Origin of the sequence: Pseudodesulfovibrio hydrargyri (assembly GCF_001874525.1) — a bacterium.
GTDB classification, from domain to species: Bacteria; Desulfobacterota; Desulfovibrionia; order Desulfovibrionales; family Desulfovibrionaceae; genus Pseudodesulfovibrio; species Pseudodesulfovibrio hydrargyri.
In genome coordinates this window covers 183,960-209,436 of sequence record NZ_LKAQ01000001.1, presented here as the reverse complement: position 1 = coordinate 209,436, position 25,477 = coordinate 183,960, and the positions used below count along the sequence as shown (strand labels likewise).

At 62.3% G+C, this 25,477-nt stretch carries 29 protein-coding genes; 10 read left to right on the top strand and 19 right to left on the bottom strand.

The annotated features are described in order from the left end of the window. Nucleotides 1-93 precede the first annotated feature (93 nt). From BerOc1_RS00995 to lpxC, 4 genes are all read left to right on the top strand, one after another. Nucleotides 94-1,020: a DUF1385 domain-containing protein gene (locus BerOc1_RS00995; RefSeq protein ID WP_084640991.1), complete on the top strand. Its 927-nt coding sequence runs from the start codon at nt 94-96 to the stop codon at nt 1,018-1,020. Nucleotides 1,021-1,022: 2 nt separating this feature from the next. Further along, complete coding sequence (gene prfA / locus BerOc1_RS00990) at nt 1,023-2,090, top strand: peptide chain release factor 1 (RefSeq protein ID WP_071543863.1); 1,068 nt, start codon at nt 1,023-1,025, stop codon at nt 2,088-2,090. A 22-nt stretch (nt 2,091-2,112) separates the two neighbouring features. Further along, nucleotides 2,113-2,964: a peptide chain release factor N(5)-glutamine methyltransferase gene (prmC, locus tag BerOc1_RS00985; RefSeq protein ID WP_071543862.1), complete on the top strand. Its 852-nt coding sequence runs from the start codon at nt 2,113-2,115 to the stop codon at nt 2,962-2,964. Between the two features lie 181 nt (nt 2,965-3,145). Continuing rightward, entirely contained in the window at nt 3,146-4,063 is a 918-nt protein-coding gene (lpxC, locus tag BerOc1_RS00980) for a UDP-3-O-acyl-N-acetylglucosamine deacetylase (RefSeq protein ID WP_071543861.1), read from the top strand. Nucleotides 4,064-4,335: 272 nt separating this feature from the next. On the opposite strand, the gene BerOc1_RS00975 is transcribed toward lpxC, so the two are convergent. The 13 genes from BerOc1_RS00975 to BerOc1_RS00915 all read right to left on the bottom strand — a co-directional run bounded on the left by BerOc1_RS00975 (nt 4,336) and on the right by BerOc1_RS00915 (nt 15,590). Further along, a complete protein-coding gene (locus tag BerOc1_RS00975; RefSeq protein WP_071543860.1) occupies nt 4,336-5,163 on the bottom strand; it encodes a hypothetical protein in 828 nt (275 codons plus the stop codon). A gap of 9 nt (nt 5,164-5,172) precedes the next feature. Beyond that, entirely contained in the window at nt 5,173-5,580 is a 408-nt protein-coding gene (locus BerOc1_RS00970; RefSeq protein WP_071543859.1) for a hypothetical protein, read from the bottom strand. 18 nt (nt 5,581-5,598) lie between these two features. Further along, complete coding sequence (locus BerOc1_RS00965; protein WP_071543858.1) at nt 5,599-5,925, bottom strand: hypothetical protein; 327 nt, start codon at nt 5,923-5,925, stop codon at nt 5,599-5,601. A 3-nt stretch (nt 5,926-5,928) separates the two neighbouring features. Further along, nucleotides 5,929-6,630: a flagellar basal body-associated FliL family protein gene (locus BerOc1_RS00960; RefSeq protein ID WP_071543857.1), complete on the bottom strand. Its 702-nt coding sequence runs from the start codon at nt 6,628-6,630 to the stop codon at nt 5,929-5,931. A 27-nt stretch (nt 6,631-6,657) separates the two neighbouring features. Beyond that, nucleotides 6,658-7,038, bottom strand: coding sequence for a chemotaxis response regulator CheY (locus tag BerOc1_RS00955; RefSeq protein ID WP_071543856.1), 381 nt, complete (start codon nt 7,036-7,038; stop codon nt 6,658-6,660). 23 nt (nt 7,039-7,061) lie between these two features. After that, on the bottom strand, nt 7,062-7,847 hold the full coding sequence (locus BerOc1_RS00950; protein ID WP_071543855.1) for a FliA/WhiG family RNA polymerase sigma factor: 786 nt from the start codon (nt 7,845-7,847) through the stop codon (nt 7,062-7,064). After that, nucleotides 7,789-8,616, bottom strand: a complete 828-nt coding sequence (locus BerOc1_RS00945) for a MinD/ParA family protein (protein WP_071543854.1) — start codon at nt 8,614-8,616, stop codon at nt 7,789-7,791. Before BerOc1_RS00945 ends, BerOc1_RS00950 begins: the two co-directional genes overlap by 59 nt. Nucleotides 8,617-8,633: 17 nt before the next feature. Continuing rightward, nucleotides 8,634-9,713 carry a flagellar biosynthesis protein FlhF gene (locus BerOc1_RS00940; RefSeq protein WP_071543853.1) on the bottom strand — a complete coding sequence of 360 codons (1,080 nt, stop codon included), beginning with the start codon at nt 9,711-9,713 and terminating at the stop codon, nt 8,634-8,636. A gap of 9 nt (nt 9,714-9,722) precedes the next feature. Continuing rightward, nucleotides 9,723-11,822 (bottom strand): flagellar biosynthesis protein FlhA, encoded by a 2,100-nt coding sequence (gene flhA, locus BerOc1_RS00935; protein ID WP_071543852.1) that lies wholly within the window; start codon nt 11,820-11,822, stop codon nt 9,723-9,725. A 61-nt stretch (nt 11,823-11,883) separates the two neighbouring features. After that, a complete protein-coding gene (gene flhB / locus BerOc1_RS00930; RefSeq protein ID WP_071543851.1) occupies nt 11,884-12,954 on the bottom strand; it encodes a flagellar biosynthesis protein FlhB in 1,071 nt (356 codons plus the stop codon). An 8-nt stretch (nt 12,955-12,962) separates the two neighbouring features. Continuing rightward, nucleotides 12,963-13,751, bottom strand: a complete 789-nt coding sequence (gene fliR, locus BerOc1_RS00925) for a flagellar biosynthetic protein FliR (RefSeq protein WP_071543850.1) — start codon at nt 13,749-13,751, stop codon at nt 12,963-12,965. A gap of 121 nt (nt 13,752-13,872) precedes the next feature. After that, nucleotides 13,873-14,778 carry a M23 family metallopeptidase gene (locus BerOc1_RS00920; RefSeq protein ID WP_071543849.1) on the bottom strand — a complete coding sequence of 302 codons (906 nt, stop codon included), beginning with the start codon at nt 14,776-14,778 and terminating at the stop codon, nt 13,873-13,875. Nucleotides 14,779-14,840: 62 nt separating this feature from the next. Beyond that, the gene (locus BerOc1_RS00915) at nt 14,841-15,590 is read right to left on the bottom strand and encodes a tRNA lysidine(34) synthetase (RefSeq protein WP_071543848.1); all 750 of its coding nucleotides are present in this window, start codon (nt 15,588-15,590) and stop codon (nt 14,841-14,843) included. Between the two features lie 167 nt (nt 15,591-15,757). On the opposite strand from BerOc1_RS00915, the gene BerOc1_RS00910 reads away from it, so the two are divergent. Genes BerOc1_RS00910 through moaC form a run of 4 tightly spaced genes read left to right on the top strand, consistent with a single transcriptional unit; the run spans nt 15,758 to nt 18,962 of the window. Next, complete coding sequence (locus BerOc1_RS00910; RefSeq protein ID WP_071543847.1) at nt 15,758-17,095, top strand: DUF4340 domain-containing protein; 1,338 nt, start codon at nt 15,758-15,760, stop codon at nt 17,093-17,095. A gap of 33 nt (nt 17,096-17,128) precedes the next feature. Beyond that, the gene (gene rpoZ, locus BerOc1_RS00905) at nt 17,129-17,356 is read left to right on the top strand and encodes a DNA-directed RNA polymerase subunit omega (RefSeq protein ID WP_071543846.1); all 228 of its coding nucleotides are present in this window, start codon (nt 17,129-17,131) and stop codon (nt 17,354-17,356) included. Between the two features lie 10 nt (nt 17,357-17,366). After that, nucleotides 17,367-18,479, top strand: coding sequence for a molecular chaperone DnaJ (gene dnaJ / locus BerOc1_RS00900; protein ID WP_071543845.1), 1,113 nt, complete (start codon nt 17,367-17,369; stop codon nt 18,477-18,479). Nucleotides 18,480-18,482: 3 nt separating this feature from the next. Further along, the gene (moaC, locus tag BerOc1_RS00895; protein ID WP_071543844.1) at nt 18,483-18,962 is read left to right on the top strand and encodes a cyclic pyranopterin monophosphate synthase MoaC; all 480 of its coding nucleotides are present in this window, start codon (nt 18,483-18,485) and stop codon (nt 18,960-18,962) included. 246 nt (nt 18,963-19,208) lie between these two features. Here the strand turns inward: moaC and hisF are convergent, their stop codons facing one another. The 5 genes from hisF to BerOc1_RS00870 form a co-directional block, all read right to left on the bottom strand. Next, complete coding sequence (gene hisF, locus BerOc1_RS00890; RefSeq protein ID WP_071543843.1) at nt 19,209-19,988, bottom strand: imidazole glycerol phosphate synthase subunit HisF; 780 nt, start codon at nt 19,986-19,988, stop codon at nt 19,209-19,211. Next, on the bottom strand, nt 19,978-20,619 hold the full coding sequence (gene hisH / locus BerOc1_RS00885) for an imidazole glycerol phosphate synthase subunit HisH (RefSeq protein WP_071544484.1): 642 nt from the start codon (nt 20,617-20,619) through the stop codon (nt 19,978-19,980). Before hisH ends, hisF begins: the two co-directional genes overlap by 11 nt. A gap of 154 nt (nt 20,620-20,773) precedes the next feature. Beyond that, complete coding sequence (locus BerOc1_RS00880) at nt 20,774-21,553, bottom strand: J domain-containing protein (protein ID WP_071543842.1); 780 nt, start codon at nt 21,551-21,553, stop codon at nt 20,774-20,776. A gap of 16 nt (nt 21,554-21,569) precedes the next feature. Beyond that, nucleotides 21,570-22,007: a YkgJ family cysteine cluster protein gene (locus BerOc1_RS00875; RefSeq protein ID WP_071543841.1), complete on the bottom strand. Its 438-nt coding sequence runs from the start codon at nt 22,005-22,007 to the stop codon at nt 21,570-21,572. After that, the gene (locus BerOc1_RS00870) at nt 22,004-22,423 is read right to left on the bottom strand and encodes a CoA-binding protein (protein WP_071543840.1); all 420 of its coding nucleotides are present in this window, start codon (nt 22,421-22,423) and stop codon (nt 22,004-22,006) included. The genes BerOc1_RS00875 and BerOc1_RS00870 overlap by 4 nt, the downstream gene beginning before the upstream one ends. An 87-nt stretch (nt 22,424-22,510) precedes the next feature. On the opposite strand from BerOc1_RS00870, the gene BerOc1_RS00865 reads away from it, so the two are divergent. Together BerOc1_RS00865 and BerOc1_RS00860 are read left to right on the top strand one after the other, a co-directional pair. After that, entirely contained in the window at nt 22,511-23,734 is a 1,224-nt protein-coding gene (locus tag BerOc1_RS00865) for a M24 family metallopeptidase (RefSeq protein ID WP_071543839.1), read from the top strand. Nucleotides 23,735-23,826: 92 nt separating this feature from the next. Beyond that, nucleotides 23,827-24,216, top strand: a complete 390-nt coding sequence (locus tag BerOc1_RS00860) for a hypothetical protein (protein ID WP_071543838.1) — start codon at nt 23,827-23,829, stop codon at nt 24,214-24,216. 47 nt (nt 24,217-24,263) lie between these two features. Here the strand turns inward: BerOc1_RS00860 and BerOc1_RS00855 are convergent, their stop codons facing one another. Then, nucleotides 24,264-25,460, bottom strand: coding sequence for an iron-containing alcohol dehydrogenase (locus tag BerOc1_RS00855; protein ID WP_071543837.1), 1,197 nt, complete (start codon nt 25,458-25,460; stop codon nt 24,264-24,266). Between the last annotated feature and the right edge of the window lie 17 nt (nt 25,461-25,477).

The following is a 25,477-nucleotide window of genomic DNA, read 5'->3' as shown; positions in this document are numbered from 1 at the left end:
TGATTCTCCCCCCATGCGGAAGATGGCGCTGATCGCCAGGGAACGCTTCCTTTACCGGAGGGTATCTGATTGAGAATGCGAGGAATTCTGACGATGGCCGCACCTCAGGCCGTGGGCGGCCAGGCGGTCATCGAAGGCGTCATGATGCGCGCCAAGGACAAACTCGCCATCGCCATCCGCAAGGCGGACGGCGAGATCGTCACCGATGTCCGGCCGTGGTTCACCCTGGTCAGACATCCCTTGCTCAAGAAACCCTTCCTGCGCGGCTTCCCGGTGCTCATGGAAACCATGGTCAACGGCATCAAGGCGTTGAACTATTCCGCCATGCAGGCCGCCGATGACGGCGAGGACGAGGGCGGCGAGCTGACCACCTGGCATCTCGTCCTGACCATGGCCCTGGCGCTTGGTGCGGCGCTCGGCCTGTTCGTTGTCCTGCCCCATTTCCTGTCCGTGGGCATGGAGCTGCTCGGCCTGGGCGGCGACGTGGATTCCCTAAGCTTTCACGCCTGGGACGGCCTGATCAAGATGATCGTCTTTGTGGGCTACATCCTGGCCATCTCCTATATCCCGGACATCCGCCGGGTCTTCCAGTATCATGGGGCCGAGCACAAGGTCATCTGGACCTGGGAGGAGGGCAAGGAGCTCTCCCCGGCATCGAGCCGTTTCTACAGCCGCCTGCATCCGCGCTGCGGCACCGCCTTTTTGCTGTTCGTCCTGGCGGTGTCCATCATGCTCTACGCCGTGTTGGTGCCCTGGCTGCTGACGTTCTATTCGCCGGAACATTTCATGGTCAAACATCTGTACATCGTAGGCATGAAACTCTTTCTCATGATCCCGGTCAGTTGCGTGGCCTACGAGATGATCAAGTTCGCCGGTAAATACAGCAAGAACGGCCTGTGCAAACTGATGTGCTGGCCCGGGCTGATGATGCAGATGCTGACCACCAAGGAACCTGACGACAGCCAGCTCGAGGTGGCCATCGCCGCCCTGCGGTGCGCTGTCAACGCCGAGGAGTGCTGATCATGTTTGGCAAGCTTGAAGAGATAGAGGAAAAATACGTTGAGTTGGAGCAGGAGCTTGCCCAGCCCGATATTTTCAACGACCAGGAGCGGTACAAGAAGGTCTCCAAGGCCCACGCCGATCTGGGCGAGGTGGTCGAGGTCTTCCGCAAGTACAAGGTCCTGTCGCAGGAGCTCGAAGACAACCGCGAGATGATGAACGACTCCGATCCGGACATCCGCGACATGGCCAAGGCCGAGATCGACGAGATCGAGGAGCAGCTGCCTGAGCTTGAGGACGAACTCAAGGTCCTGCTGCTGCCCAAGGATCCCATGGACGAGAAGAACATCATCCTGGAGATCCGCGCGGGCACCGGCGGCGACGAGGCCGCCCTGTTCGCGGCCGACCTGTATCGCATGTACACTCGCTACGCCGAGATCAACCACTGGAAGGTCGAGGAGATGAGCTCCAACCACACCGGGTCCGGGGGCTACAAGGAAGTCATCGCCTCCATCTCCGGCGACAAGGTCTACAGCAAGCTCAAGTACGAGTCCGGCACCCACCGGGTGCAGCGCGTCCCGGCCACCGAGTCCCAGGGCCGCATCCACACCTCTGCCGTGACCGTGGCCATCATGCCCGAGGCCGAGGAAGTCGACGTCGACATCCGCCCCGAGGACCTGCGCGTGGACGTGTTCCGGTCCTCCGGTCCCGGCGGCCAGTCGGTCAACACCACGGATTCGGCCATCCGAGTGACCCACATACCCTCGGGGCTGGTGGTCATCTGCCAGGACGAGAAGTCGCAGCACAAGAACAAGGCCAAGGCCTTGAAGGTCCTGCGCTCCCGCCTGCTGCAGATGGAGCAGGACAAGGCCAAGGCCGAGGAGGAGGCCGCCCGGCGCAGCCAGGTGGGTACCGGCGACCGGTCCGAGCGCATCCGCACCTACAACTATCCCCAGGGCCGCGTGTCCGATCACCGCATCAACCTGACCCTGCACAAGCTTCCCCAGATCATGGAGGGCGAATTGCAGGAGCTGACCGAGGCGTTGATCAGCCATTTCCAGGCCGAAGCGCTCAAGCGGCAGGGCGACTAGCCGTCCCGGCCAAGGAGCCTCCGTGTCCCGCAATATTCAGGACGTGCTCAAGGAGTGCGAGTCCCGCCTGTCCGGCGTGGATTCGCCCCGTCTGAGCGCGGAACTCCTGGCCGCCCATGCGTTGGGCTGTTCGCGCCTGACTCTGAACCTTGAGCGGGGCAGAGTGCTCGGCGACGGCGAATACGCGGCGCTCCAAGCCTTGATAGACCGCCGCGAGGCGGGCGAGCCCGTGGCCTACATCCTGGGCACCAGGGAGTTCTACGGGCTCGACTTTACGGTCTCGCCCGCCGTGCTCATCCCCAGACCCGAGACCGAACACATCGTGGAGGCGGTGGAAACGTCCTTTCCCAAGGATCAACCCTTCCGATTCGCCGATCTCGGCACCGGGTCCGGCATCCTGGCCGTGACCATCGCCAGGCTCTTCCCCATGGCCCGAGGCGTGGCCGTGGACATCAGCCTTGATGCCCTGGCCGTGGCCAAGGTCAATGTACGAACCCACAACGTGTCGGATCGACTGGAGCTTATCCAGGCGGATTTCACCAGCGGGCCCGTGGCGGGAATGTTCGATCTGGTGGTTTCCAACCCTCCTTACGTGAGCGAGCCCGAATTCGCGGCCGCCAGCCATGAGGTCACCGGATTCGAGCCGACCGGGGCCCTGGTCAGCGGTCCGGACGGCCTCGATCACATCCGGGCCATGCTCCCGGGGGTTGCCGCCATGCTCAAGCCGGGAGGGCGTCTTTTCATGGAGATCGGTTACGATCAGGCAAAAATGGTAATAGATATCGTTATTGATAAATACCCGGAATTCGAAGAGGTTGGAGTGCAAAAAGACCTCTCCGGACGGGACCGCGTGATCTTCGCGCGTAAAAAATAATCGTAGAAATGCAACAACTCGAACCCGTCCTTGTTGTAAAAAAACAAAGAGTTGCTGGAATGCAACACGTGTTCGGACTGCTGCAGGTAATGAATTTCAATAAAATTCGGTTGGTTACAACCTGTGTTTGCCGTGGCATTTTTCTTGCTATTTGGTAATTGGTTAATCAACCGGAGGAATAATGTCTCAGACAACCATACATAGATCAGTACGTTGCACCGGTATCGGGCTCCACAGCGGCAAGCAGGTGGATCTGGTTCTCCGGCCCGCAGCGGAGGACACCGGCATCCTGTTTTCGCTACGCGACGGCACCGGGTCCACCTTCCTGACCCCCGCCCCGTCCCTGGTCGTGGAGACCAGCCTGGCCACGGTGCTGGGAGACGGCCGCGAGACAGTGGCCACCGTCGAACATCTGCTCGCCACCATCAACGGCATGGGCATCGACAACATCCATATCGAAGTCACGGGCAAGGAAGTGCCCATCATGGACGGCAGCGCCGGTTCCTTCGTCTACCTGCTCAAACAGGCGGGCGTGCGCACCCTGAACAAGCCCCGCAAGGTCTTGACCTTCAAGAAGACCATGGAGTTCGAGCAGGACGGCAAATACATCAAGGTCCGCCCCTACGACGGCCTGCGCGTGGACTACACCATCGAGTTCGCGCACCCGCTCATCGGTCGTCAGCAGATGGCCATGGAGATCACCCCCGAGAATTTCACCCAGCATCTGGCCAAGGCCCGCACTTTCGGTTTCCTCAAGGAGGTCGACTACCTGCATGCCAACGGCCTGGCCCTGGGCGGCTCCCTGGACAACGCGGTCGTCTTGGACGAATACAATATCCTCAATGCCGAAGGGCTGCGCTTCGAGGACGAGTTCGTGCGCCACAAGATGCTTGACTTCGTCGGCGACATCGCCACCTTCGGCGCGCGGCTTCAGGGTCACTTCGAGGTCTTCGCCTCGGGCCACGCCCTGAACAACGCCTTCCTCCGCCATCTCGACGAAAACCGCGACCTCTATCTCGAGGAAAAGGTTGAGCCCGTTCCCGCCGCCGAGGAATCCCCGGCGCGCGAACAGCTCCAGCCCACCCCCGCCGTGGCTTAGGCGTCAGCCTACAAGTCTACGAGGCCAACAAAAAGCCCGCCGCCAGGCGGGCTTTTTTTGTGGCCTCGGGATGCCTCCGGCGGCCGGGGCGCTGCCCCGGACCCCGCCAGGAAACCCTTTGAAAAGGGTTCCCTGGATCCTCCCAAACCTTTTGTGCCGGCTGCGGCGAAGGGAATAGGGCGGCGTCTTGAGCTGTGGCGAAAAGGACCACCCCATAGGCCCACACCCCGCGATGCGGCATCAAAAGTTTAGGAGGGAAAGGGGAGGCGCCTTTATCTCTTGAACAATAATTCGGCGAGGATGCCGCTGTGGCTGGTTCGGGGGAGTTTGCCCACGCCGAGGTGTCGGATCTGAAAAGGGCTGCCGGGGTGTTGGCGGGAGTCGAGATAGCGCGAGAGGGATTGGGCGTGTTCGGGATGTTGGAGCTGAACACGGCAGGACAGGGTTTCGGCCTTGCGCAGGAATTGGACGCGGGTGAGGCCCATGCGCGCGTGGTCGAACTCGACAAGGATTTCGGTGAGTTGCGAGTCGGCCTGGGCGTGGCGCATGATGGTGGCCTGCCGCCGTCCGGTGGGCGCGAGCCAGGGCTGGTAGCTGAGGGTGCCTTTGTCGGCGTCCCGGAGGGCTCCGGACAAGGGGTTGGCGCAGTTTGCGGCGTCCTGGTAGGCGGCGTGGAGCAAAGGGTCGGCGGCCAGCAAAGCGAGGAAACCGGGCAGGGGCAGGGGGCTACCAAGCAAACCGGCCTCGTGGAGTACGGGGCGGAACCGGTTTTCGAACAGGGTGCGGGCCGAGTCGAAGTCGCTGACCCGGGTGAGGGCGGTTGCCGCGTTGCCGTGGGCCTCGCCGGTCAGTTCCTTGAGGATGATCCGCGGGACGAGCTGCTGGACGAGGAAGAGGAGCCGGCTGCCTTCCGGGCGGGCAGTTTCGAGTTGCGCCAGGAGCCGTTCGCCGTCGATGTCCACCCAAGCCATGGAGTCCGGGAGGTTCTTGACGAGCACGCCCCGGACCTTCTGGCCGGGCCGGTGGCGGTTGCGGAACCGGTCGGACCGGCTGCCGCCACCGTTGTAGGAGCCGCCCGTGCCTGAACCCGAGACGCGCACGGGATGCCCCTAGGCCTGGTCGATGATCAGTTCGACCTCGTCCAAGGCGAGGCCGGTGGATTTGGCGAGCTGCATCGGGGTCTTGCCGGAGCGGTGTCCCTGGATGATGATTTCACGCATGAATTGCGGGGACTTGGCATACTCGTTGGCGAGCTTGACCAGTTTCTTGAGCTCGGCGGCCTTGTTCTCCAACTGGGTGTTCAGGGCAACCAGTTCCTGCTGGCGCTGCTCGAAGGTGGATACCAGTTCGTTTTCCAGCTGGGTGTTGAACTGGAGCCGTTTGATGAATTCCTCCTGCTTGGCGTGCAGGCCGGAGAGCAGGGTCTCGGATTTGCGCAGGCGCAGGAAGAAGAGGATCACGACGCCGAGCAGGACGACCTCGCTGATGGTGAAGAGCATGATGAGCAGAGTGGACATGATTCGGCTTGCCTTGGGTCAGATCTTGACATTGACGATGTTGCCGGACCAGGGGGAGCCGCTGGAGGCCCCGGTGTCGGGATCGTCCCCGTCCGGCTCGCGGTCCTTCCGGTCCGGTGCGGCTTCCTGCCGCTGGTCGTTGTGGCCGTCGCGGTCCACGGGATCGGTGGCGGTCTTCTTCTGGACCTGCTGGACCGTGCCCTCGCGCTGGCGGAGCTGTTCCTGGATCAGCGGACCGAAGAGTTGCTGGTTGATCTCGGGCGTGGCCTTTTCCGCATGGGCGATCTTCTGCACGAAGGGCAGTTGGGAAATGAGTATGGGCAGGTCCAAAGGCGTGGTGCTCATGGATCACCTCACAAGATATTGTTCGAACATCAACGTATCGAACTGGCCGAACCCCATGTATTGGTTGATGATGACCAGCAGTTCCCTTTTCAGCTTCTCGCTGTTCTCCTTATCGGACAAAAACTGCAAATCCTTATTCTTGAGATAATAGTACAGGGCGTTGCGGACGGCAAACGTCTCCTGCTTGAACTGCCGGGCCAAGCCGTCGTCCTCGGTAGACAGGAGGATGCTGACCTCGAGGAAGCGGATCTTGCCCGCCGCGTCCGTCTGTTCGATGAGGAACGGATCGAGCTTGATGATGATCTGGGGCGTCTCCGGAACCTCGGGCGGCGGTTCCGGGATGGCCGGTTGCTCGACCGGCGGCGGTGGCGGCGGTGGCGGCGCCTCGGGTTCGCGCAGCAGGAGGATGATGATGACGACCAGCAGGAGCAGGATGACGCCCAGGCCCATGAGCACGAATTTGTTCTTGAGCAGGGCGACCAGACCCGGTTTGGGCTTGCCTTCGTCCTCGGTCAAGAACGGAGTCTCGCTCTCAACCTCCTCGATATCCTCTTCCTCGTCCTCGTCTTCGAGGAACGGGGCGTCGTCGAGGTCGAGATCGACCTTCTGGGTGGCCTTGCTCGCGGCCGCGTCGTCCAACTCCGCTTTCCGCTCGGCGGGAGCGTCGGTTACATCTTCGGCATCATCCGGAACGAGCAGGACCATGGCATACGCCTAAACGGCAACGGTGGTTTAGGCGAAGATTTTGTCGATCTTCTGGCCCAGTGTTTCGGGAGTGAACGGCTTGACGATGTAGTTGGACACCTTGGCCTGCACGGCCTCGATGATGTTCTCCTGCTGGGCCTCGGCGGTGACCATCAGGAAGGGGATGTCCGCGTATTCCTCGCTGGCGCGCACCTTGCGGAGCAGGTCTATGCCGGACATGGTGGGCATGTTCCAGTCGGAGACGATGAAATCGATGTTGTCCTTGTTGAGCACTTCCCAGGCGGTGGAGCCGTCGTCGGCCTCGACGATGTTGTTGAAACCCAGCTGGCGCAGGATGTTTTTGATGATTTTACGCATGGTGGAGAAATCGTCAACAACCAGGACGCGCATGTTGGTATTATAACCCATCGAAAGTCTCCTTTACATGAGTGCTACTCGTTTTCATAACGAGCTCTGAACGTTTTTCTTAATTTATTCAATGCTTGGGAGTGGAGCTGCGAGACGCGTCCCTCGGTTATGTCCATAACCTCGGCCGTCTCCTTCATGTTCAGTTCCTCTCCGTAATACAGAGATATGACCAATTTTTCTCTCGGCGTCAATTCTTCAATGAGATTGGCTACTTTGTCAACAATCTCCTGAAAGGCGGCCGACTGGAATGGTTCGTTGTCGGTCATCTTCTTCTGGCCGATGAGGTTTTCCTGAAAGGTGTCGAGGCTGAGACAGACCTGATTGTTCAGGGCCTCGAGTCCCTGCTGGACCTCTTTGTCGGTCATGCCGGTGTGTTCGCAGAGCTGCTCCGTGGTGGCCGGGGAGCCGGTCTCGTGCTCGATCTGGCGCATGGAGTCCTCGAGCACCTTGACCTTCTGCCTGAGCCCTCTGGAGAACCAGTCCATGCGCCGGAGCTCGTCGAGCATGGCGCCCTTGATGCGGTTCTCCGAGTAGGTGTCGAACTTGATCCCCAACTCCGGGTTGAACTTCCCGAGGGCGTCCAAAAGGCCGAGGCTGCCCGCGCTGATGAGCTCGTTGAGCTCAACGCTCTGGGGCAGCTTCGCCTTGAGCCGCAGCGCCAGAATCCGGATTTTGGGCGCATAGTAGCGGACGATGTTTTCCCGGTCCCTCGGCGAAAAATCGTCCCAGCGCTTGACGCCCTGTTCCAGCTCAAGCCACGGATCGTTCCTGGAAGAGGAGTTTTTTCCAGAAGAATTTAATATTGCCATCGGTGTTGGGGGTTACTTGCCAGTTTTTGACCTTCTGGGCCGTCTGCCGGACAGCCACGCTGGCCGGGGTCTTGGGAAACTTGTGACAGAACGGGGTCTGCGCGATGACCGAGTTGCGCACGTTCTGGTCATACGGCACGAAGCCGACCAGGTCGAGCGAAATACCGTCGAGGAAGTGGTCGCAGGCGTTCAGGAGTTTGAGGTAGACCTCGCGGGCCATGCTCACGTCCTTGACCATGTTCACCAACACTCGGAACTTCTCCACCCCGTGGTGCAGCTTGAGTACCTTGATCAGCGCGTAGGCGTCGGTCAGGGAGGTGGGTTCCGGGGTGATGATCAGCAGCCTCTCCTGCACGGCCAGGTTGAAGTAGAGGACATTGTCGTTGATGCCCGCGCCCGTGTCCACGATGAGGTAGTCCACGCTATCCTCCAGGGAGTCCATGGCGTCCAGGAGGTCGAGCTTCTGGCCCTTGTCCAGGTTGACCATGTCGCTGACGCCCGACGAGGCCGGGAGGATGCGAAAGCCGTAGGGGGTGTCGAACAGGATGCGGTCCAGGGTCATTTCCTCGTGGAACAGGTGGAAGAGATTGTGTTGGGGCGCAAGCCCGAGGATGACGTCCACGTTGGCCAGCCCGAGGTCGGCGTCCAGAAGGACGACCTTCTTGCCCGCGGCGCTCAGGGAATAGGCCAGGTTGACCGACATGTTGGTCTTGCCGACGCCTCCCTTGCCGGAGGTGACGGAGAGGACCAGGGGAAGATTCGAACTCATAACGTGTGTCGCGCTCCTTAGGGTTGCGTGTTGCCGTCGGGCAGTCTGCGCATGAACATCAGTCGCCAGATCATCTCTTCCGTGGCCGGGCTGATGCTGTTTTTCAGGCCGGGTCCGTAGGAAAGCGCGGACACCGGCAGCCCGCCTGCGAACGCCATGTTCAATATTGACCCGAATGTACAGGCTTCATCGAGTTTCGTCCAGATAACGCTGGCTAGTTGTTCACTTTTATATTTGTCCATGAACCGCTCGAACTGGCCCTTGCTGTAATAGGGGTTCATGACCAGGTGGATGGACAGGTCCGGGCACTCGTCCAGGCCGTACAGCCGCGACCATTCCTCCAGGGTCGTCCGGCCGGACAGGCCGGGCAGGTCGATGAGGATCATGTCGAATTGCCGGGCCTCGTCCCGGAGCAGGGCGAAGTCCTCGCGGGTGATGATCTCGCGGAAGGCCAGGCCGCTCAGTTCGGCGTAATGCTTGAGGATCAGGCGTCCCTTGCCCCGGCCGCCGTCGGCCGTGGCAAGGCACAGGCGCATGCCGGGACGCTCCTTTTTCATGCGCAGGGCCAGGCGCACCAGGCTCGAGGTCTTGCCCGCCCCGCCGGGGCCGGCAAAGGCGTGAAAGGTGTTGGTCCAGGTCCCGGACGTGAACGGCGTGGCCTTGAGCAGCGGGTCCAGGGCGGTCATGACCGGGCAGTTCTCGGTTTCGCGCATGGTGCAGTACACGTGGGTCAGGACGCGCTCGTCCACTTCCTCGCGCTCCAGGTACTCCAGGGCCACGCGCTGCTTGGGCGAGAGGCGGGCCGGGTCCATCTGCGGCTTCATCAGGGCCATGATCTGCCCTTTGATCTGGCTCCACTCGCGCTGCCAGCCCACCGAGTCGCGCAGGGCGGCGTCGACCACGCCTTCCTTGGTATCTTGCTGCGGGCGTGCGGGCCGTGCGGGCTGGTTGTCCACCGCGGCCACGATCTCGCAGCATTTGCAGCCGTTTTCGGTGACGGTCTTGTTGGACAGGATCACGGCCTCGTCGCCGAGTTCGGATTTGACCTTGGCGAATGCGGCCGTGGACGTGGCGGCCCGGTAAGTCTTCATTCTCATAATCTGGTCCTAGAGTTCGACGGTTGCGACCGACTGAATTTTGACGTCCGCCGGAATCTCGGCCTGCGAGATGACCGGCAGGGTGGGGATGAACCGGGTCAGGAGCTGGGCCAGCTGCGACCGGATCTGCGGGGTGACCAGCAGGATGGGCTGGCCGTCGGCCACCATGGCGTCCTCGGTGGAGCGGTTGATGGCCTGGATGATCTGTTGGGCCACGCCCGGTTCCAGGGCCAGATAGCCTCCCTGTTCGGCCGGGCGCATGGCGCCGTTCAGGATTTCGTCGATCTGCGGGTTCAGGGTGATGATGGGCAGGACCCCGTTGTCCCCGATATACGGCTTGACGATGGTCCGGCCCATGCGGGCGCGGACGTATTCCGTGAGCTGGGTCGGGTCCTGGGTGGCCACGCCGTAGTCGGCCAGGGTCTCGACGATGGTCAGCAGGTCGCGGATGGACACGTTCTCCTGGACCAGCCCCTGAAGGACCTTCTGCACCCCGCCGAGGCTGAGCACTCCGGGCACCAGGGATTCCACGGCCTTGGGCGCGCGTTTGGACAAGTTGTCGAGCAGTTCCTGGGTCTCCTGGCGGCCGAGGAATTCGTGCAGGTTGCGCCGGAAGACCTCGGTCAGGTGGGTGGCGATGACCGTGGACGGGTCGACCACGGTGTAGCCCGCCAGCATTGCCTCCTCCTTCTGGGCCTCGGGAATCCATACGGCCGGGAGATTGAAGGCGGGTTCCACGGTCTCCACGCCCTCGATGCGCTGCTTGGCGTCGCCCGGGTCCATGGCCAGGTAGTGGTCGATGAGCAGCTCGGCGCTGGCCACCGGGTTGCCCTTGATGAGCACGCGGTATTCGCCCGGCTTGAGCTGGAGGTTGTCGCGCAGGTGCAGGGACGGGACGACCACGCCCATGTCCAGGGCGAACTGGCGGCGGATGGACCGGATACGCGAGAGCAGGTTGCCGCTTTGCTCCTCGTCCACCAGCGGGATGAGCCCGTAACCCACCTCCAGTTCCAGCTGGTCCAGCGGAAGCAGGGCCTGAACCTCTTCCGGGGTGTCCAGGGTGGAAGGCTGCCCCTGTTCCTTTTCCTCTTGCTCAACGACAAGGTTGTGCTGTTGTTTGGAGGAAATCTGGCCCACGGTGAAGACTATGGCGGCCAGGGTCAGGAACGGGATGGTCGGCATGCCCGGCACGATGCCGAAGATGACCAGGATGCCGGACACGAGCTTGAGCGCACGATGGTGGAAGGAGAGTTGGCCGATGAATTCCTCGCCCATCTTGGCCTCGGCGGCCGCACGGGAAACGATGATGCCCGCCGAGGTGGAGATGATCAGCGAGGGGATGGTGGCCACCAGGCCGTCGCCGATGGTCAGCAGGGTGTAGGTGTGGGCCGCGTCCATCCACTGCATGTCCTTTTGCAGCACGCCGATGAGGAAACCGCCGATGATGTTGATGGCCGTGATCATCAGGCCTGCCTTGACGTCTCCGGAAACGAACTTGCCCGCACCGTCCATGGCACCGTAGAAGTCGGCCTCGCGGCGCAGGTTTTCGCGCTGCTTGGTGGCCTGCTCCTCGTCGATGAGCCCGGCGTTGAGGTCCGCCTCGATGGCCATCTGCTTGCCGGGCATGGCGTCCAAGGTGAATCGGGCGGCCACCTCGGCGATGCGGGTGGTACCGGTGACGATGACGGTCTTGTTCAGGATGAACAGAATCATGAAGATGACGATGCCGATGACGTAGTTGCCCCCGACCACGAACTCGCCGAAACTTTGGATGACCGATCCCGCGGCCGAGGTGCCCTCGTCGCCGTGCAGCAGGATGGCGCGGGTGGTGGCCACGTTCAGGGCCAGGCGGAGCAGGGTGGTGACCAGCAGCAGCGATGGGAAGATGGAAAATTCGAGCGGCGAGGTCATGAACATGGACGTGACCAGGATGACCAGACCGAGCGAGATGGAGACCGAGAGCATGAAGTCGATGAACGGAGTCGGCAGGGGGATGAGCATCACGAAGAGGATGACCACCACGCCGCCCGCGAGAAGCACGTCGCCCTGTTTGGCGAACTTGGTGTAGTCTATTTTCGGAATTACGGTCTTGGCGGAAGGCTGGGCCATGTTTTTGACACCTCTCGGACGGTTGGGCTGTGGATTCCTGGGAGGGTGTCAGGCTTTGCAACTACCGGCGATGCTTGAATTTCTCCAGCTTTGCCAGGATGGCGGCCACGGCCTGAAACAGTTCCTCCGGGATGGTTTCTCCGATCTCCACCTGCTTATACAAAGCCTGTGCCAAGGGGCGGTTTTCTTCGATGGGGATGGAATGTTCCCGCGCAACTTCCTTGATTCGTTCGGCAACCTTGTTCACGCCCTTGGCCAGGACCAGGGGAGCCGGGGCCTGGAGCGGATCGTACTGCAGGGCCACGGCGTAGTGGGTCGGGTTGGTGATGACCACGTCCGCCTTGGGGATGTCCTGGAACATGCGTGAGGCCATGACCTGCATCATCTTCTGGCGCTGTTGCTGTTTGACCTTGGGATCGCCTTCCGCCTGCTTGCGCTCGTCCTTGATCTCGTCCTTGGTCATCTTGATCTGCTCCTCGTAGTTCCAGCGCTCGTACACGAGGTCGGCCACGGCGATGATGAACATGGGGATCAGCGCGTAGCAGACCATCTTGTAGCCCACGGCGAGGATGAAGGAGATGATCCCCTGGACGTTGGCGTGAAACAGGGGGAGCAGGTTGGGCAGCTCCTGCCTGATGACGATGTACGGGGCGATGGCCACGGCCATGGCCTGGAGCAGGCTCTTGACCAGCTTGAGCAGGGCGTCCGGGCTGATCATGAGCTTCTTGATGCCGCCCATGATGTTGAAGAGTTTGCCGAACTTGGGCTCCAGAGGCTTGGTGGTCCACAGCGAGCCGACCTGCAGTCGCATGGTAAGGAAGGCCACGAAGGCGATGACCACCATGAACGGCACCACCAGCAGGGCCATCTTCTGGACTCCCCAGGTGAACAGGGCGTAGGCCATTGGCTTGTCGACATTGAAGTTGATGGCTTCGAGAAAGGTCCAGCGGTATATCTCGGTGAACTGGTCGTTGTAGAAGCCGATCATGAAGCGCAGGACAAGGACCCCGGAGAGCAGGCTCATGACCTTGGGGATTTCCTGCCCCTTGGCGACGTTGCCTTCCTTGCGTTGCTTCTCGCGCCGTTTTTGGGTGGCGCTTTCGGTTTTACTTGGATCTTCCTGGCCGATCATGGCAGTTCCTACGGGATGACGGAGGTCCCGAATTTCATGACGTTTTCGAACATGTTGTTCAACCCGGCCAGGAAATCGCCCACGTACAGGGACATGATGGAGAAGATGAAGCCGAGGAAGAAGAAGCCCACGGTGATCTTGATGGGGAAACCGAGGACGAGCACGTGCATCTGGGGCGCGGCCCGCGAGATCAGGGCCAGGGCGAGGTCCACCAGGAACAGGGCGGCCATGACCGGGGCCGCGATCTTGATGGCCAGGGTGAACATCAGGTTGGAGAACTGGAAGATGTCGTTGGCCAATTCTGGCTGGAGCAGCAGGGTGCCCGGCGGGATGTACTGGAAGGTCGTTCCCACGGCCTGGAGCAGATAGAGGTGGCCGTTGAGGACCAGAAAGGTCAGCATGGTGCACATGTACAGGAAGTGGGCAGAGACCGCGTTGCTGGTGCCGGTGATCGGGTCGACCACGTTGACCATGGCGAACCCCATCTGGAAACCGATGATCTGGCCGCCCAGCTGGACCGCGGCGAACAGAAAATTGACGAGCATGCCGAGGATCAGGCCGAGGAGCAGCTCGCCGATGAACATGATGACGATGTTCCAGCCCGTGGGCATCATTGCGGCCGGGAAGGAAAGCTGCGGCCAGAGCGCCATGGACAGGACCAGCATCAGTGCGGCCTTGACCGTCCTGGGGATGGATTGCCCGCCGAAAAAGGGCAGCAGGAAGAGCACGACGCTGATCCGGAACAGCGTCAGGAAATAGCTGAGCATGTCGCTCGGGGTGAAGCCGAAGATATCCATTACCCGCTCACTGCAAAACCCGAACCAACGGGGCCGTCGTCCGGCCGGGACCGAAAAGGACAGGCCCTTCTGGAACGTCGCATTCCAAAAGGGCCTGGAGCATTCACGATTCGGGGCCTGTTTAGTTGAGGATGTACCGCTTGGGGTTCACCGGCACGCCGTTCAGGCGGACCTCGTAGTGGAGGTGGGGGCCGGTGGAGCGGCCCGTGTTGCCGACGTAGCCGATGAGCTCGCCCCGGGTGACCTCCTGGCCGCTCTTGATGGCGATGCGGTTGAGGTGCGCGAACCGGGTGGACAGGCTGGCGTTGTGCTTCAGGCGGATGGACAGGCCGTAGGACCCGTCGCGCCCGGCAAAGGTCACGGAAGCCCTGGCCGGGGCGTACACCGGAGTGCCCCGGGGCGCGGAGATGTCGAGCCCCTTGTGGAACTCGCGCTTGCCGGTGAAGGGCGAGGTGCGCCAGGCGAAGCCCGAGGTCACCCAGCCGGAGGTCGGCCAGATGGACGGGGTGGCTTCAAGGATGTTCTGGTTGGAGCGCAGGGTGTGCATGATCTCCTGCTGGCGGACCTCTTCAAGGCGCGCCTCCACGTTCAGCTGGCGCAGGAACTCATGCATTTTGCGGGCGAGCAGTTCCTGGCGGTAGAGGGGCAGATACCCCTTGGAGAAATTTTCGTTGGCCGGGCCGCCCTTGGGCGCGGCCGCCTGGCTGCCGTCCTGGTCCAGGTTGATCATGACCCGCAGTTTGGAGTCGAAATCACGGATGCGGTTCAGGTTGCCCTGCAGGGAGGTGATCTTTTGGGAGAGGCTCAAGAGCTGGGTCTTCTGCTCCTGCACGGTCTTTTCCGCAATGTTCAGCCCCTGTTCGATGCGGGAGTGCTCGGCATATTTCTTCCAGAGAATGACGTTGCCCGCCGCCATGGACACGGTCATGAACAGCAAAAATATGATAAACCAGCCTCTTAGCTGGAATTTCTTGCACGACCCCTGTTTGTCCTTGAAGACAACTATGTGGTATTTTCGGAAAAGCATTACCTTTCCAGGATGTTATAAGTTCGTTGAGCAGCCTGATGCGAGCTTTGAGTACTTTTAGTCTAGACTTTTTTGCTTGTCAAGTCGACTTGTTGCCGGGTTATGGCGTTGAAGATATTGTTTTTTATGCGTTTATCCTTCTTCCACATGGTCCGGAGCCATTCGTGTATTTCATCACGTTTCGTGTAACCGTTCGAAGGACAGACGTTTTCCCATATGGGCAGTTCCCATTGGTTGGCCGCCTTGATGACCGTTTTCTTGTCCAGGAGCATGGTCGGCCGGATGACCTTGAGCTTGCCGCCAAAGAACGGCTCGTTGGCCGACAGCCCGTCGGCCCGTCCGTTCTGGACCACGTTCATGAAGAAAGTGACCACGTTGTCGTCGGCGTTGTGCCCGAAGGCGAGGTGGGTCAGGTTGTAGTCGCGGCATAGTTCGAAGAGGCGCTTGCGTCGCTGCATGGCGCACCAGAAGCACGGCGAGTTCTTGCGGTTCTCCTCGGAGTGGGCGCGCGGCCCGAAGTCGGTCAGTTCGATGTGCGCGGCCATGCCGTTGTCGGCGCACCAGCGGACCAGCGGCGCATGGGAGGCGGGATCGAAGCCCGGATTGACGTGCAGGGCCATGAGCTCCACCGGGAAGGGCATGATCGCCTGCCGGATGGTCATGACCTTGAGCATGAGGAAGCTGTCCACGCCGCCGGAAATGGCCAGGCCGATGCGGGCTCCGCCCGAGACCATGTCGGTCCGTTGCATGAGCTTGCCGGTGGCGGTGACGCACTTTTTCTGCGCAAAGGTAAGTTTGCCCCATGAGGCCATCTGTCATTCTCCCGTTTGATTTGCTATGCAGGGCGGACCAGGTCAGGCGGATAGGTTATTCCCGCTTGACTTGCAAGCTCCTTTGGGGCAGCTTTACAAGCTTTCGCGTCATGGTCGGAATCGCCCGTTTTCGACCGGAAACCAGGTTCCCCCGGAGGCTGCCTGTTTTGAGACGGATATTGTTCCTTGTCCTCATCGTGATTGCGGCCGGTCTGGCCGCCAGCGCGTACTGGTACCGGACCACCATGGATGAGCCGGTCACGGCGTCCCGCTGGCTGTCATATTCCCTGGACAAGGTCAAGTCCGTGGACGTCGCGGCGCAGGGCGAGGCCTATACCCTGGTCGCCGCCGGGAACGAATGGGAGACGCGGGTTCCGGACGACTCGTCGAGCGTATCGGCCGGGGCGCTGAACGGCCGGGTCCGGGATTACCTGAACCGGTTGTCCGAGTTGATCCCGCTGCTCTCGTTCGAGGAGGGCGATACGGTGGCGCTCAAACGGCACGGTCTGGGCAAGCCCGGGGTGAAATTGACCGTGCGGTTCCGGGACGAGAACGTCCCGCCTCTGGAAATCCGGTTCTCCCGGGACGAATCCGGCAGGACGTACGGCTGGAATTCCGAGACGCCGGGGCGGGCCTACGAGTTCGGGGCCGAGGTCTACGGACAGTTCGCCCAGCCCGCCGCCCATTTCCTCGATACCAAGGTATTTCATTTCGAAGAGGAGCGGGTCTACCAGGTGCAGCTCGTCCAACCGTTCGGTTCGAGCTGGCTGGTCAAACGCGGTGGTAACGGATTTACCTTTGTCCTGCCCGGCTATCTCAAGGACAAGACGGCGTCCGCCTCGGAACTCAAGCTCTACCTGCACGCCCTGGCCCTGCTGCGGGCGAACAGGCTGGTGCTGGAGCCAGCGGAGCCGGAGCGGGGCATGGCGGCCCTGACCATCAAGGTCTGGGCCGGGAAGGCCAAGGAGCCGTCCATGGTGGAGTTCTTCACCATCGAGGATGACCCCAAGCATTATTTCGGGCGCTCCTCCGGGCTGACGGTGCCGTTTCTGCTCGATGCGGAGAGCGTCAGCCAACTGGTCAAGAGCGCCTTCGACGTCCAGGGCCGCAACGTGTTCACCCTGGACATCAGCCAGGTGGCCGTCATCGTCATCCTCAACGGCGACCGGCGTTACGTGGTCAGGCACGAGCACTCCGGCTGGCGCGTGGAAGGGGGCGAAAAAAACGTCCCGGGCATTGACATGGCGCTCTGGCGATTTACTGAATTACAGTTTGAGGCGTTGCCCCTGAACAACTTGGCCGCCACTGCTGTGAAGCTCATGCACTGCCGCCTGCTGGACGGCGACGGGGACGAATTGAAGGCGGTAACCTTCTATGCGGATCCGCAGCTGCCGCCGGGGCAGTGTTGGATGAAGAACGGAGACGGCATGTACTACCCCGTCTCCTCGCGGCTGCTCAAGGACCTGCAGGGCATGTTCCCCGGCGGTCCGGCAAAGACGGAATAACGACGCTTCAAACGAAGTCTCAAGGAGAATATCATGGCAAGGATCACCGTAGAAGATTGTCTGGCGAAAGTGAGTAATCGTTTTCTCATCACCCAGATGGCCATCAAGAGGGTCAAGCAGTACCGCGAAGGGTACGATCCCCTGGTCGACACCAAGAACAAGGAAGTGGTCAACGCCCTGCGCGAGATAGCGGCCGGCAAGGTCGTGCCCGACACTTCCGACGACCTCCACCTCCACTCCGCCCCAACCGAGGAAGCCTAAGTAGCCGACCATGTCCAAACGCGACTATTACGAAATCCTGGAGGTGGAACGCACCGCCACCAAGGATGAGATCAAGACGGCGTACCGGAAGCTGGCCTTCAAGTACCATCCGGACCGGAACCAGGACGATCCCGACGCCGAGTCCAAGTTCAAGGAGGCCGCCGAGGCCTACGAGATTCTGGGCAACGACGAGAAGCGCCAGGCTTACGATCGGTTCGGCCACGACGGCGTGAACGGCAACGGCTTTTCCGGCTTCTCCAGCAACGAGGACATCTTCGGCGCCTTCAGCGACATCTTCGGCGAGGTTTTCGGCTTTTCCTCGGCCGGGCGGTCCAACCGCCCCCGGGCCGGTTCGGATCTGCGCTACAACCTGGAGATTTCCTTCCGGGATGCGGCCAAGGGCACCGAGGTGGGCATCAAGATTCCGGTGGAGACCTCCTGCGAGACCTGTGGAGGCAGCGGGGCGGCTCCGGGCTCCACGCCCGAGACCTGTCCTCAGTGCGGCGGCTCCGGCACCGTGCAGCAGTCCCAGGGTTTTTTCCGTATTTCCGCAACCTGCCCCCAGTGCCGGGGCGCGGGCAAGCTGATCACCGACCCCTGCGACACCTGCATGGGGCGTGGCTCGGTCATCAAGGACAAGGACCTCAACGTCCGCATCCCGGCGGGCGTGGACAACAACTCCCGCCTGCGGCTGCGCGGCGAGGGCGAGGCCGGCGTCAACGGCGGCCCTCCGGGCGATCTCTACGTGGTCATCCGGGTCATCCCGGACGACACCTTCGAGCGCCAGGGTCAGAACCTGATCATCAGCCGGGAAATTTCCATGGTCGAGGCCGCCCTGGGCCACCGCCTTGAGGTGCCCACCCTGGACGAGCCGGTCAACCTGGACATTCCCAGCGGCACCCAGTCCGGCGAGGTCTTCAGGCTGCGCGGCCTGGGCCTGCCCCATCTCGGCTCCAGCCAGAACGGCGACCTGCTTGTGGAAATCCGCGTCAAGACGCCGTCCAAGCTGAATAGCCGCCAGGAGGAGATCCTCAGGGAGTTCGCCGAGATCGAGGCCGGAAAACTCAAGAACAGGGCCAAGGGCTTCTTCAAGAAGGCCAAGGACAAGGTCATGGGAGAGTAGACGATGGCGGACGGTTTTTCGCACATGGACCGGGACGGCAACGCCCGCATGGTGGACGTTTCCTCCAAGAACGACACGAGCCGCACGGCCATCGTCCGGGGACTGGTCCGCCTGTCCGCCGAGACCATGCGCCTGCTCAAGGCGGACGCCCTGCCCAAGGGCGACGTGCTGACCACGGCCAAGATCGCGGGCATCCAGGCCGCCAAGCGGACCAGCGACCTCATCCCCATGTGCCACCCCCTGCCCATCAGCTATGTCGACGTGCGCTTCACCGTGCACGACGGCGATTCGACCATCGAGCTGGAATGCGAGGTGCGCACCACCTACAGGACCGGCGTGGAGATGGAGGCCCTGATCGGCTGCCAGGTGGCGGCCGCGACCATCTACGACATGTGCAAGGCGGTCCAGAAGGACATCGTCATCGACAATTGCCGCTTGGTCTACAAATCCGGCGGCAAGAGCGGCACTTTCACCGCTGAATAAAAGCGGCTTGCGATAGCGGGCCATCCGCACATTTTTCCCGCCCGGGCCAATCCTCACGTAGACGGCTACGCAGCGGTTGCCCCGGCCGGGAGAAAATGCACGGTTGACCCACTCTCCCAAGCCTATCCCGTGACGAAGAGTCGCTGTCGGGTGTCTACGACACCCAATTCGCTCCAGAAAGATAAAGAAAAAGCCCCGCCGGATTATCCGGCGGGGCTTTTTTTATGCTTTGCGCCGTTGGCGTTGTTACCAGACCATGCGGGTCTGGACGCCGTGCTCGGACATGTACTTTTTCAGTTCCGGAATGGTGTATTCGCCGTAGTGGACGATGGAGGCGATGAGCGCGGCCGTGGCCTTGCCCTCGGTCACGGCGTCGACCATGTGCTGGGGGTTGCCCGCGCCGCCGGATGCGATGACCGGAATGGTCACGGCCTCGGCCACCAGCCGGGTCAGTTCCAGGTCGTAGCCGTTCTTGACGCCGTCCGCGTCGATGGAGTTCAGGCAGATCTCGCCCGCGCCGAGCGCCTCGCCGGTCTTGGCCCACTCGATGGCGTCCATGCCCATGTACTTGCGGCCGCCGTGGATGACGATCTCGAAGCCCGAGGGGATGTCCTCGCTCACGGGCACGCGCTTGACGTCCATGCCGAGGACCACGCACTGGGAGCCGAACCGGGCCGCGCCCTCGCTGATGATGTCCGGGTTCTTGACCGCCCCGGAGTTGACCGAGACCTTTTCCGCGCCCGCCACGAGCACGTCGCGCATGTCGTCCACGGTGTTGATGCCCCCGCCCACGGAGAACGGGATGAATATCTGGGAGGCGACCTTCTCGACCACGTCCAGGAAGATGCCGCGTGCCTCATGGGAGGCGGTGATGTCGTAGAAGACGATCTCGTCCGCGCCTTCCTCGTAGTATTTCCTGGCGGACTCGACCGGATCACCGATGTCCACGTTGCCCTCGAACTTGATGCCCTTGGTCAGACGGCCGTTGCGCACGTCGAGGCAGGGGATGACGCGCTTACTCAGCATCGCTGGCCTCCTGGCAGAATTTGTAGAAGTTCGAAAGCATCTTCAGGCCGGGGCGTCCGCTCTTTTCCGGGTGGAACTGGACGGCCCACAGCCCCCTGCGGCCGTGCACCGAACAGAAGTCGATGCCGTAGCGCGTGGTGCCGATGACGAACTCCTCCTTGGGAGCGGGGTAGTAGCTGTGCACGAAGTAGAAGTCCGCGTCCGGATCGATGCCCTCGAACAGCTCGCACTCCTTGATCAGCTCCACCTGGTTCCAGCCCATGTGCGGCACGCGGATCTGGATGTCCTCGTAGTCCACCCAGGAGGGGTTGAACAGGCGGCATTCGCCCGGGATCACTTCCAGGGCCTTGGTATCGTTTTCCTCGGAGTAGTCCAGGAGAATCTGGCAGCCCACGCAGATGCCGAGCACCGGCTTCTTCTGCGCGATGAGCTTCTTGATGACCTCGTCGAGGCCGCCGGATTCGAGCTCTTCCATGGCCTGTCCGGCCGCGCCGACGCCGGGGAAGATGATTCCCTTGGCCCGGTCCAGTTTTGCGGGGTCGTTGGTAATCTCATTGGGGATGCCCAGGTGCTCCAGCGCCCTGTGGACACTGGTCTGGTTTCCCGCCTTGTAATCGAAAATGGCGAGCATGGGTTCCTCCATTTAAATCTCGGTATGCTACAGCGACTAGTAAAATTACCAGGGGAAAACAAGGCTTTTATTTCTGCGGCAAAAATGTATGCCAGGATTGGCAAATGCACGTCGAGTCAGGGGCTTGTGAGAGGGCGGCCAGGCGGCCGGGAGGCTATTTCCCGAGGATGCGCAGGAGCAGGTCGCCCTTGAACGGGCCGAGCTTGCGGCCCAGTCCTCTGAGCCGGATGGGGCGTCCGACCACGAAGTCCCTGGGCAGGGTTACCTCGATGGTCTTGGACCCCTTGGTGAAGGGCTGCTCCACGGTGATGCGCACCTTGCGCCCGGGCAGGAGATGGGAGGCCGGGTAGTAGACGGTCTGCTCGAAATCCATCTGGCCCTTGAGCCAGCCCTTGATGCCCTTGGAGAAGTCCAGGTTGATGGTCCGCTCGCCCCAGTGCAGCTGGAGGTTGCGCTTCTTGAGTTCCAGCGGCCCCTTGTATCCGGGCTTGTCCCTGCGGATCTGCGAGTAGATGTCCTCGAAGACCTTCTTGGCGAACGGGTCGTTGAGGATGGTCCGCAGGACCTCCTCTTCCTTGTAGTAGTATTGCTGGGTCCTGGCACGGGTGGAGCGCTCGCGCTGTTTTTTCTCGGGCCTGGGCGGGGGCGTCCTCCGCTGCTGCCGGGCGTACGCCCTGGCCCCCTGGTCGCGGCTCGCCCGGGGTTCCTCGGGCTCCCGGTCGGAGGAGGCCGACGCGGCCGGGCCGCTCGTCTCCATGAGCTTTTTGGCCGTGACGTAGGCCTCGTTGACCACGCGGAATTTTTCCGCCGCGTTGGGCCCGGGATTCAGGTCCGGGTGATACTTGAAGGCCAGTTTGCGGAAGGCGGACTTGACCTCGTCCAGGGTTGCCCCGGGGGCGAGCTTGAGCTCTCTGAGGCACTCCTGGAGATTCATCGGGCCGCGTCCTTGGTTAATCGTCGGAAATCAATGCGTTGGGGGACGAGTCGGGATCATAGCGCAAAAGGTCGTGCTCACGCAAATAGGCGCGGCCCTGGCGGACGAACTCCGCGTGCCCGGCCTTGGGATTCACCCCGGGGCAGTATTCCTGGATCATCTCCCAACTCGTCTCGTCGATGAGATTGCCCCGGAAATAGGGCCAGGCGCGGCAGATGTCCGGACGGCCTGGATGCACGCCGCAGCCTTCCTTGTAAAAGACGCAGAACTGGTCCTCACCCACGTTGAGGTGGATCTTGCCGCCGCGCGTGTGTGCGTAGCGGGCGACCAGTTCGTCCTCGGCGATGCCCAGGAAGGCGGCCAGCCGTTCGCGGTCCTTGGCGGTCATGACGATGCCGCCCTCGCCCTGGCAGCAGTGGCCGCACATGCGGCATTCAAAGGCGGCTTCGGTCATCGACGAATACCCATGGCCTGCATCTCGACCTTGGTGCAGCGGTCCTCGACCACCGTGATCCCGCTGGAGGCCAGCAATTCGCGGGCCTCGGGGCTGGTGATGCCGGACTGCATCCAGAAGATTTTGGGCAGCGGGTCCATGGCCAGGGCCTCGCGGGCATGGTCCGGGCAGAACTGCGGGGCACGGAATACGTCGACCAGGTCCACGGCCACCGGGATGTCGCCCAGGGCCGGGTAGGTGGTCAGTCCCCAGACGCCGGTGCGCTTGGGGTGGACCGGAATGACGGTGAAGCCCATGTCGATGAGGGCGCGGCCGACCATGTCCACGGGACGGCCCGGCTTGTCCGCGGCCCCAACCACGGCGATGGTCTTGACCTCGCGCAGCAGGGGGGCTAGCTCTTTCATGTCGATCAGCATTGCTCGATACCTCGTCTTATTGAGAAGGTCTTTGTACAGCAAACCCTTCCGATTGCCTAGTTGATATATCCCCCAAGGAGCCTCCCCATGTTCGAAGCCATCGCCCGTATCCCCGAAGAGGAACTCAAGCGCCGCCAGGACTCGGTTCGGCACCACCTGCAGGCCGTCGCCCCGCAGGCGGGCGGCATTCTCGTCTTTTCCAGGCTGAACATCTACTATCTGACAGGCACCTTCGGCCAGGGCGTCCTCTGGCTGCCGCTGGACGGCGAGCCCGTGCTGCTCATCCGCAAGGGCGTCAACCGCGCCCGCCTGGAGGCCGGGATCAGACACATCCTGCCGTACAAGTCCTACTCCGAACTGCCGGGCCTATGCGCGGACACGGGCAGCCCCTTCACCCCGACCCTGGCCGCGGTCATGGCCGGGCTGACCTGGCAGCTCGGGACCATGCTGGCCGCCAAGCTCAAGGACTTCGCCATCGTGCCCGGGGACCACGCCGTGGCCCTGGCCAAGATGGTCAAGTCCGAGTTCGAACTGGATATCCTGCGCCGCTGCGGCGACAAGCACCACCGCTGCCTGCACGACATCCTGCCGACCATGATCCGCCCCGGCATGACCGAGCGCGAGATCGCCCACAAGGCGTGGGAGTCCTTTTTCAACGAGGGGCACATGGGCATCCTGCGCATGCAGGCCCACGACGAGGAGGCCTTTCTCGGGCACGTGTCGGCCGGCGATTCCGGCAACTATCCCAGCGGGTTCAACGGTCCGCTCGGGCTGCGCGGCGAGCATCCGGCCTCGGCCCTGATGGGTAATGTGCACAAGATATGGCGGACGGGCGAGCCGCTCATGCTCGACATCGGCTTCCAGCTCGAGGGCTACCACACGGACAAGACCCAGGCCTATTTCGCCGGGCCGGATACGTCCATCCCCGACGACATCCGCCGCGCCCATGACTTCTGCATCGAATTGCAGGATTGGATGTGCGCCACGGCCAAGCCGGGGGTCACCCCGGAGGAACTCTACCTGCACTGCCTGGACGAGGCCGAGCGACAGGGCTTTGCCGAGGGCTTCATGGGGCTGGACGAGAATCAGGTCCCGTTCGTGGGCCACGGCATCGGCCTGACCATCGACGAGTTCCCGCCCATCGCCAAGGGCTTCACCCAGCCGCTCGAACAGGGCATGGTCATCGCTTTGGAGCCCAAGCAGGGGATTCGCGGGGTGGCCATGGTCGGGGTGGAAAACACCTTCGAGATCACGGCCGACGGCTGCCGCTGCATCTCGGGCGACAAATACGACATGGTCCCCGTGGAATAGCTGGTCCGGCGGGATGGACGGTTTCCCTCGACTATAGTACACTTGAGAGGTGGGAAATAGCCTCGGCCAAGTCCGGGGCCGGGGAGGGAAACATGGCTTACTCGCAGATATTCACGTCCACGGACGAATACCTTTTATGCATCACCGACGGCGAGGTCTCGGACGCCGAGACCTTCATCGAGTGGGGCCTGAAGCTCGTGGCCAAAGCCCGCGAGGCGCGCCGGACAAAGGTGCTCGTGGACAACCGGACCTTCCGCCTGCACCTCTCGTCCCTGGACATCATCACCTTCGCCAACTTCATGGAGGAGAAGGGCGCGGCCAAGCTCGGCCTGCGCATGGCCGTTTTGTCCAACCCGCACAACCCGGAGAACAGCCGGATGGTGGAAACCGCCCTGGTCAACCGCTCCGCCTCCTACAAAAGCTTCCGCAACCAGGTGGAGGCCAAGGAATGGCTCCTCCGCGAACCGCAGGCGACCGAATGAAAAAGGCTCCCGAGAGGGAGCCTTTTTAGTTGGGCATACGGGGGGGCTTACTCGTAGGCCGCCTCGTAGATGGCGATGACGTCGTCCACGTCCATGTCCACCGGGGTGACGGCAAAGAGCGCGCCCATGACGGACAGGGCGTTTTCCGCCAAAGCCGGAATCTCCTCGCGGGTCACGCCGTAGTCGGACAGCTTCTCGTCGGCCAGGCCGACCTCGGTGATGAGCGTGTCCAGGGCGTCCAGGAAGGCCACGCCGGCCACCTCCTCATCCAGGTCCTCGGCCAGGGTGTCGCCCATGGCCAGGGCCAGGTCGGCCAACCGTTTCTCGCCGCGCGCGGCCAGGAAGCCGAAATACGCCTTTGACAGGAGAACCAGCCCGGCCCCGTGGGGCAGGTCGGGGTGGAAGGCGGACAGGGCGTGCTCCAGGGAATGCTGGGAGATGCACGAGGAATAGGTCTCGCACAGACCTGCCGCGGTACACGCCCAGGCCATGACGGTCCGCGCCTCCAGGTTGCCGCCCTCGGCCACGGCCTGGGGCAGGGTGTGGCTGATGAGGTGCACGGCCTCCAGGGCCAGCGCATCGCTGGCGGGCTGGCGGCAGGTGGCGAGGTACGCCTCGACGGCGTGGAAAAAGGCGTCCATGCCGGTGTAGGCGGTCTGCCTGGGCGGCACGGAGAGCATCAGCTTTGGGTCCACGATGGACAGGGTGGGGAAGGTGCCGTCATAGCCCCAGCCGACCTTTTCGCGCGAGTCGCTGCCGGACTTGGTGATGACCGTCCACGGGTCGGCCTCGGTGCCGGTGCCCGCCGTGGTCGGGATGGCCACGATGGGCAGGGGCTCGTTCTCCGGGGTCTGCCCGCCGCCCGTGCCGGACTGCATGTAGTCCCAGTACCTGCCGGGGTTGGTGGCCATGGCGGCGATGGCCTTGGCCGAGTCGATGGTGGACCCGCCGCCCAGGCCGACCACGAACTTGACGCCCATCTTGCGGCAGACGGCCGCCGCTTCGTCCACGGCGTCGGACTCGGGGTTGGGTTTGATGCGGTCATAGATAATGGTTTGGACGTTCTGTTTGGAGAGCTGGGACTGGACGCGGGCCAGGTAGCCCTGTTCGATCATCACGCCGGATTCGCCGATGACGATCATGGCCTTGTCGCCACGCGGCAGATGCGGGGTGTCGCCCAGCTTGTCGAGGCTGTCGGGGCCGAAGATGATGCGGGTGGGCATGTAGTATTGGAAATCGAGCACGGAGCGTCTCCTCTTTT

Coding starts and splice junctions, on each gene's coding strand:
- BerOc1_RS00995 (WP_084640991.1), top strand. CDS start 94: ATGGCCGCACCTCAGGCCGTGGGCGGCCAGGCGGTCATCGAAGGCGTC.
- prfA (WP_071543863.1), top strand. CDS start 1,023: ATGTTTGGCAAGCTTGAAGAGATAGAGGAAAAATACGTTGAGTTGGAG.
- lpxC (WP_071543861.1), top strand. CDS start 3,146: ATGTCTCAGACAACCATACATAGATCAGTACGTTGCACCGGTATCGGG.
- BerOc1_RS00970 (WP_071543859.1), bottom strand. CDS start 5,580: ATGTCCACTCTGCTCATCATGCTCTTCACCATCAGCGAGGTCGTCCTG.
- BerOc1_RS00965 (WP_071543858.1), bottom strand. CDS start 5,925: ATGAGCACCACGCCTTTGGACCTGCCCATACTCATTTCCCAACTGCCC.
- BerOc1_RS00960 (WP_071543857.1), bottom strand. CDS start 6,630: ATGGTCCTGCTCGTTCCGGATGATGCCGAAGATGTAACCGACGCTCCC.
- BerOc1_RS00955 (WP_071543856.1), bottom strand. CDS start 7,038: ATGGGTTATAATACCAACATGCGCGTCCTGGTTGTTGACGATTTCTCC.
- BerOc1_RS00950 (WP_071543855.1), bottom strand. CDS start 7,847: ATGGCAATATTAAATTCTTCTGGAAAAAACTCCTCTTCCAGGAACGAT.
- BerOc1_RS00945 (WP_071543854.1), bottom strand. CDS start 8,616: ATGAGTTCGAATCTTCCCCTGGTCCTCTCCGTCACCTCCGGCAAGGGA.
- BerOc1_RS00940 (WP_071543853.1), bottom strand. CDS start 9,713: ATGAGAATGAAGACTTACCGGGCCGCCACGTCCACGGCCGCATTCGCC.
- flhA (WP_071543852.1), bottom strand. CDS start 11,822: ATGGCCCAGCCTTCCGCCAAGACCGTAATTCCGAAAATAGACTACACC.
- flhB (WP_071543851.1), bottom strand. CDS start 12,954: ATGATCGGCCAGGAAGATCCAAGTAAAACCGAAAGCGCCACCCAAAAA.
- fliR (WP_071543850.1), bottom strand. CDS start 13,751: ATGGATATCTTCGGCTTCACCCCGAGCGACATGCTCAGCTATTTCCTG.
- BerOc1_RS00920 (WP_071543849.1), bottom strand. CDS start 14,778: ATGCTTTTCCGAAAATACCACATAGTTGTCTTCAAGGACAAACAGGGG.
- BerOc1_RS00915 (WP_071543848.1), bottom strand. CDS start 15,590: ATGGCCTCATGGGGCAAACTTACCTTTGCGCAGAAAAAGTGCGTCACC.
- rpoZ (WP_071543846.1), top strand. CDS start 17,129: ATGGCAAGGATCACCGTAGAAGATTGTCTGGCGAAAGTGAGTAATCGT.
- dnaJ (WP_071543845.1), top strand. CDS start 17,367: ATGTCCAAACGCGACTATTACGAAATCCTGGAGGTGGAACGCACCGCC.
- moaC (WP_071543844.1), top strand. CDS start 18,483: ATGGCGGACGGTTTTTCGCACATGGACCGGGACGGCAACGCCCGCATG.
- hisF (WP_071543843.1), bottom strand. CDS start 19,988: ATGCTGAGTAAGCGCGTCATCCCCTGCCTCGACGTGCGCAACGGCCGT.
- hisH (WP_071544484.1), bottom strand. CDS start 20,619: ATGCTCGCCATTTTCGATTACAAGGCGGGAAACCAGACCAGTGTCCAC.
- BerOc1_RS00880 (WP_071543842.1), bottom strand. CDS start 21,553: ATGAATCTCCAGGAGTGCCTCAGAGAGCTCAAGCTCGCCCCCGGGGCA.
- BerOc1_RS00875 (WP_071543841.1), bottom strand. CDS start 22,007: ATGACCGAAGCCGCCTTTGAATGCCGCATGTGCGGCCACTGCTGCCAG.
- BerOc1_RS00870 (WP_071543840.1), bottom strand. CDS start 22,423: ATGCTGATCGACATGAAAGAGCTAGCCCCCCTGCTGCGCGAGGTCAAG.
- BerOc1_RS00865 (WP_071543839.1), top strand. CDS start 22,511: ATGTTCGAAGCCATCGCCCGTATCCCCGAAGAGGAACTCAAGCGCCGC.
- BerOc1_RS00860 (WP_071543838.1), top strand. CDS start 23,827: ATGGCTTACTCGCAGATATTCACGTCCACGGACGAATACCTTTTATGC.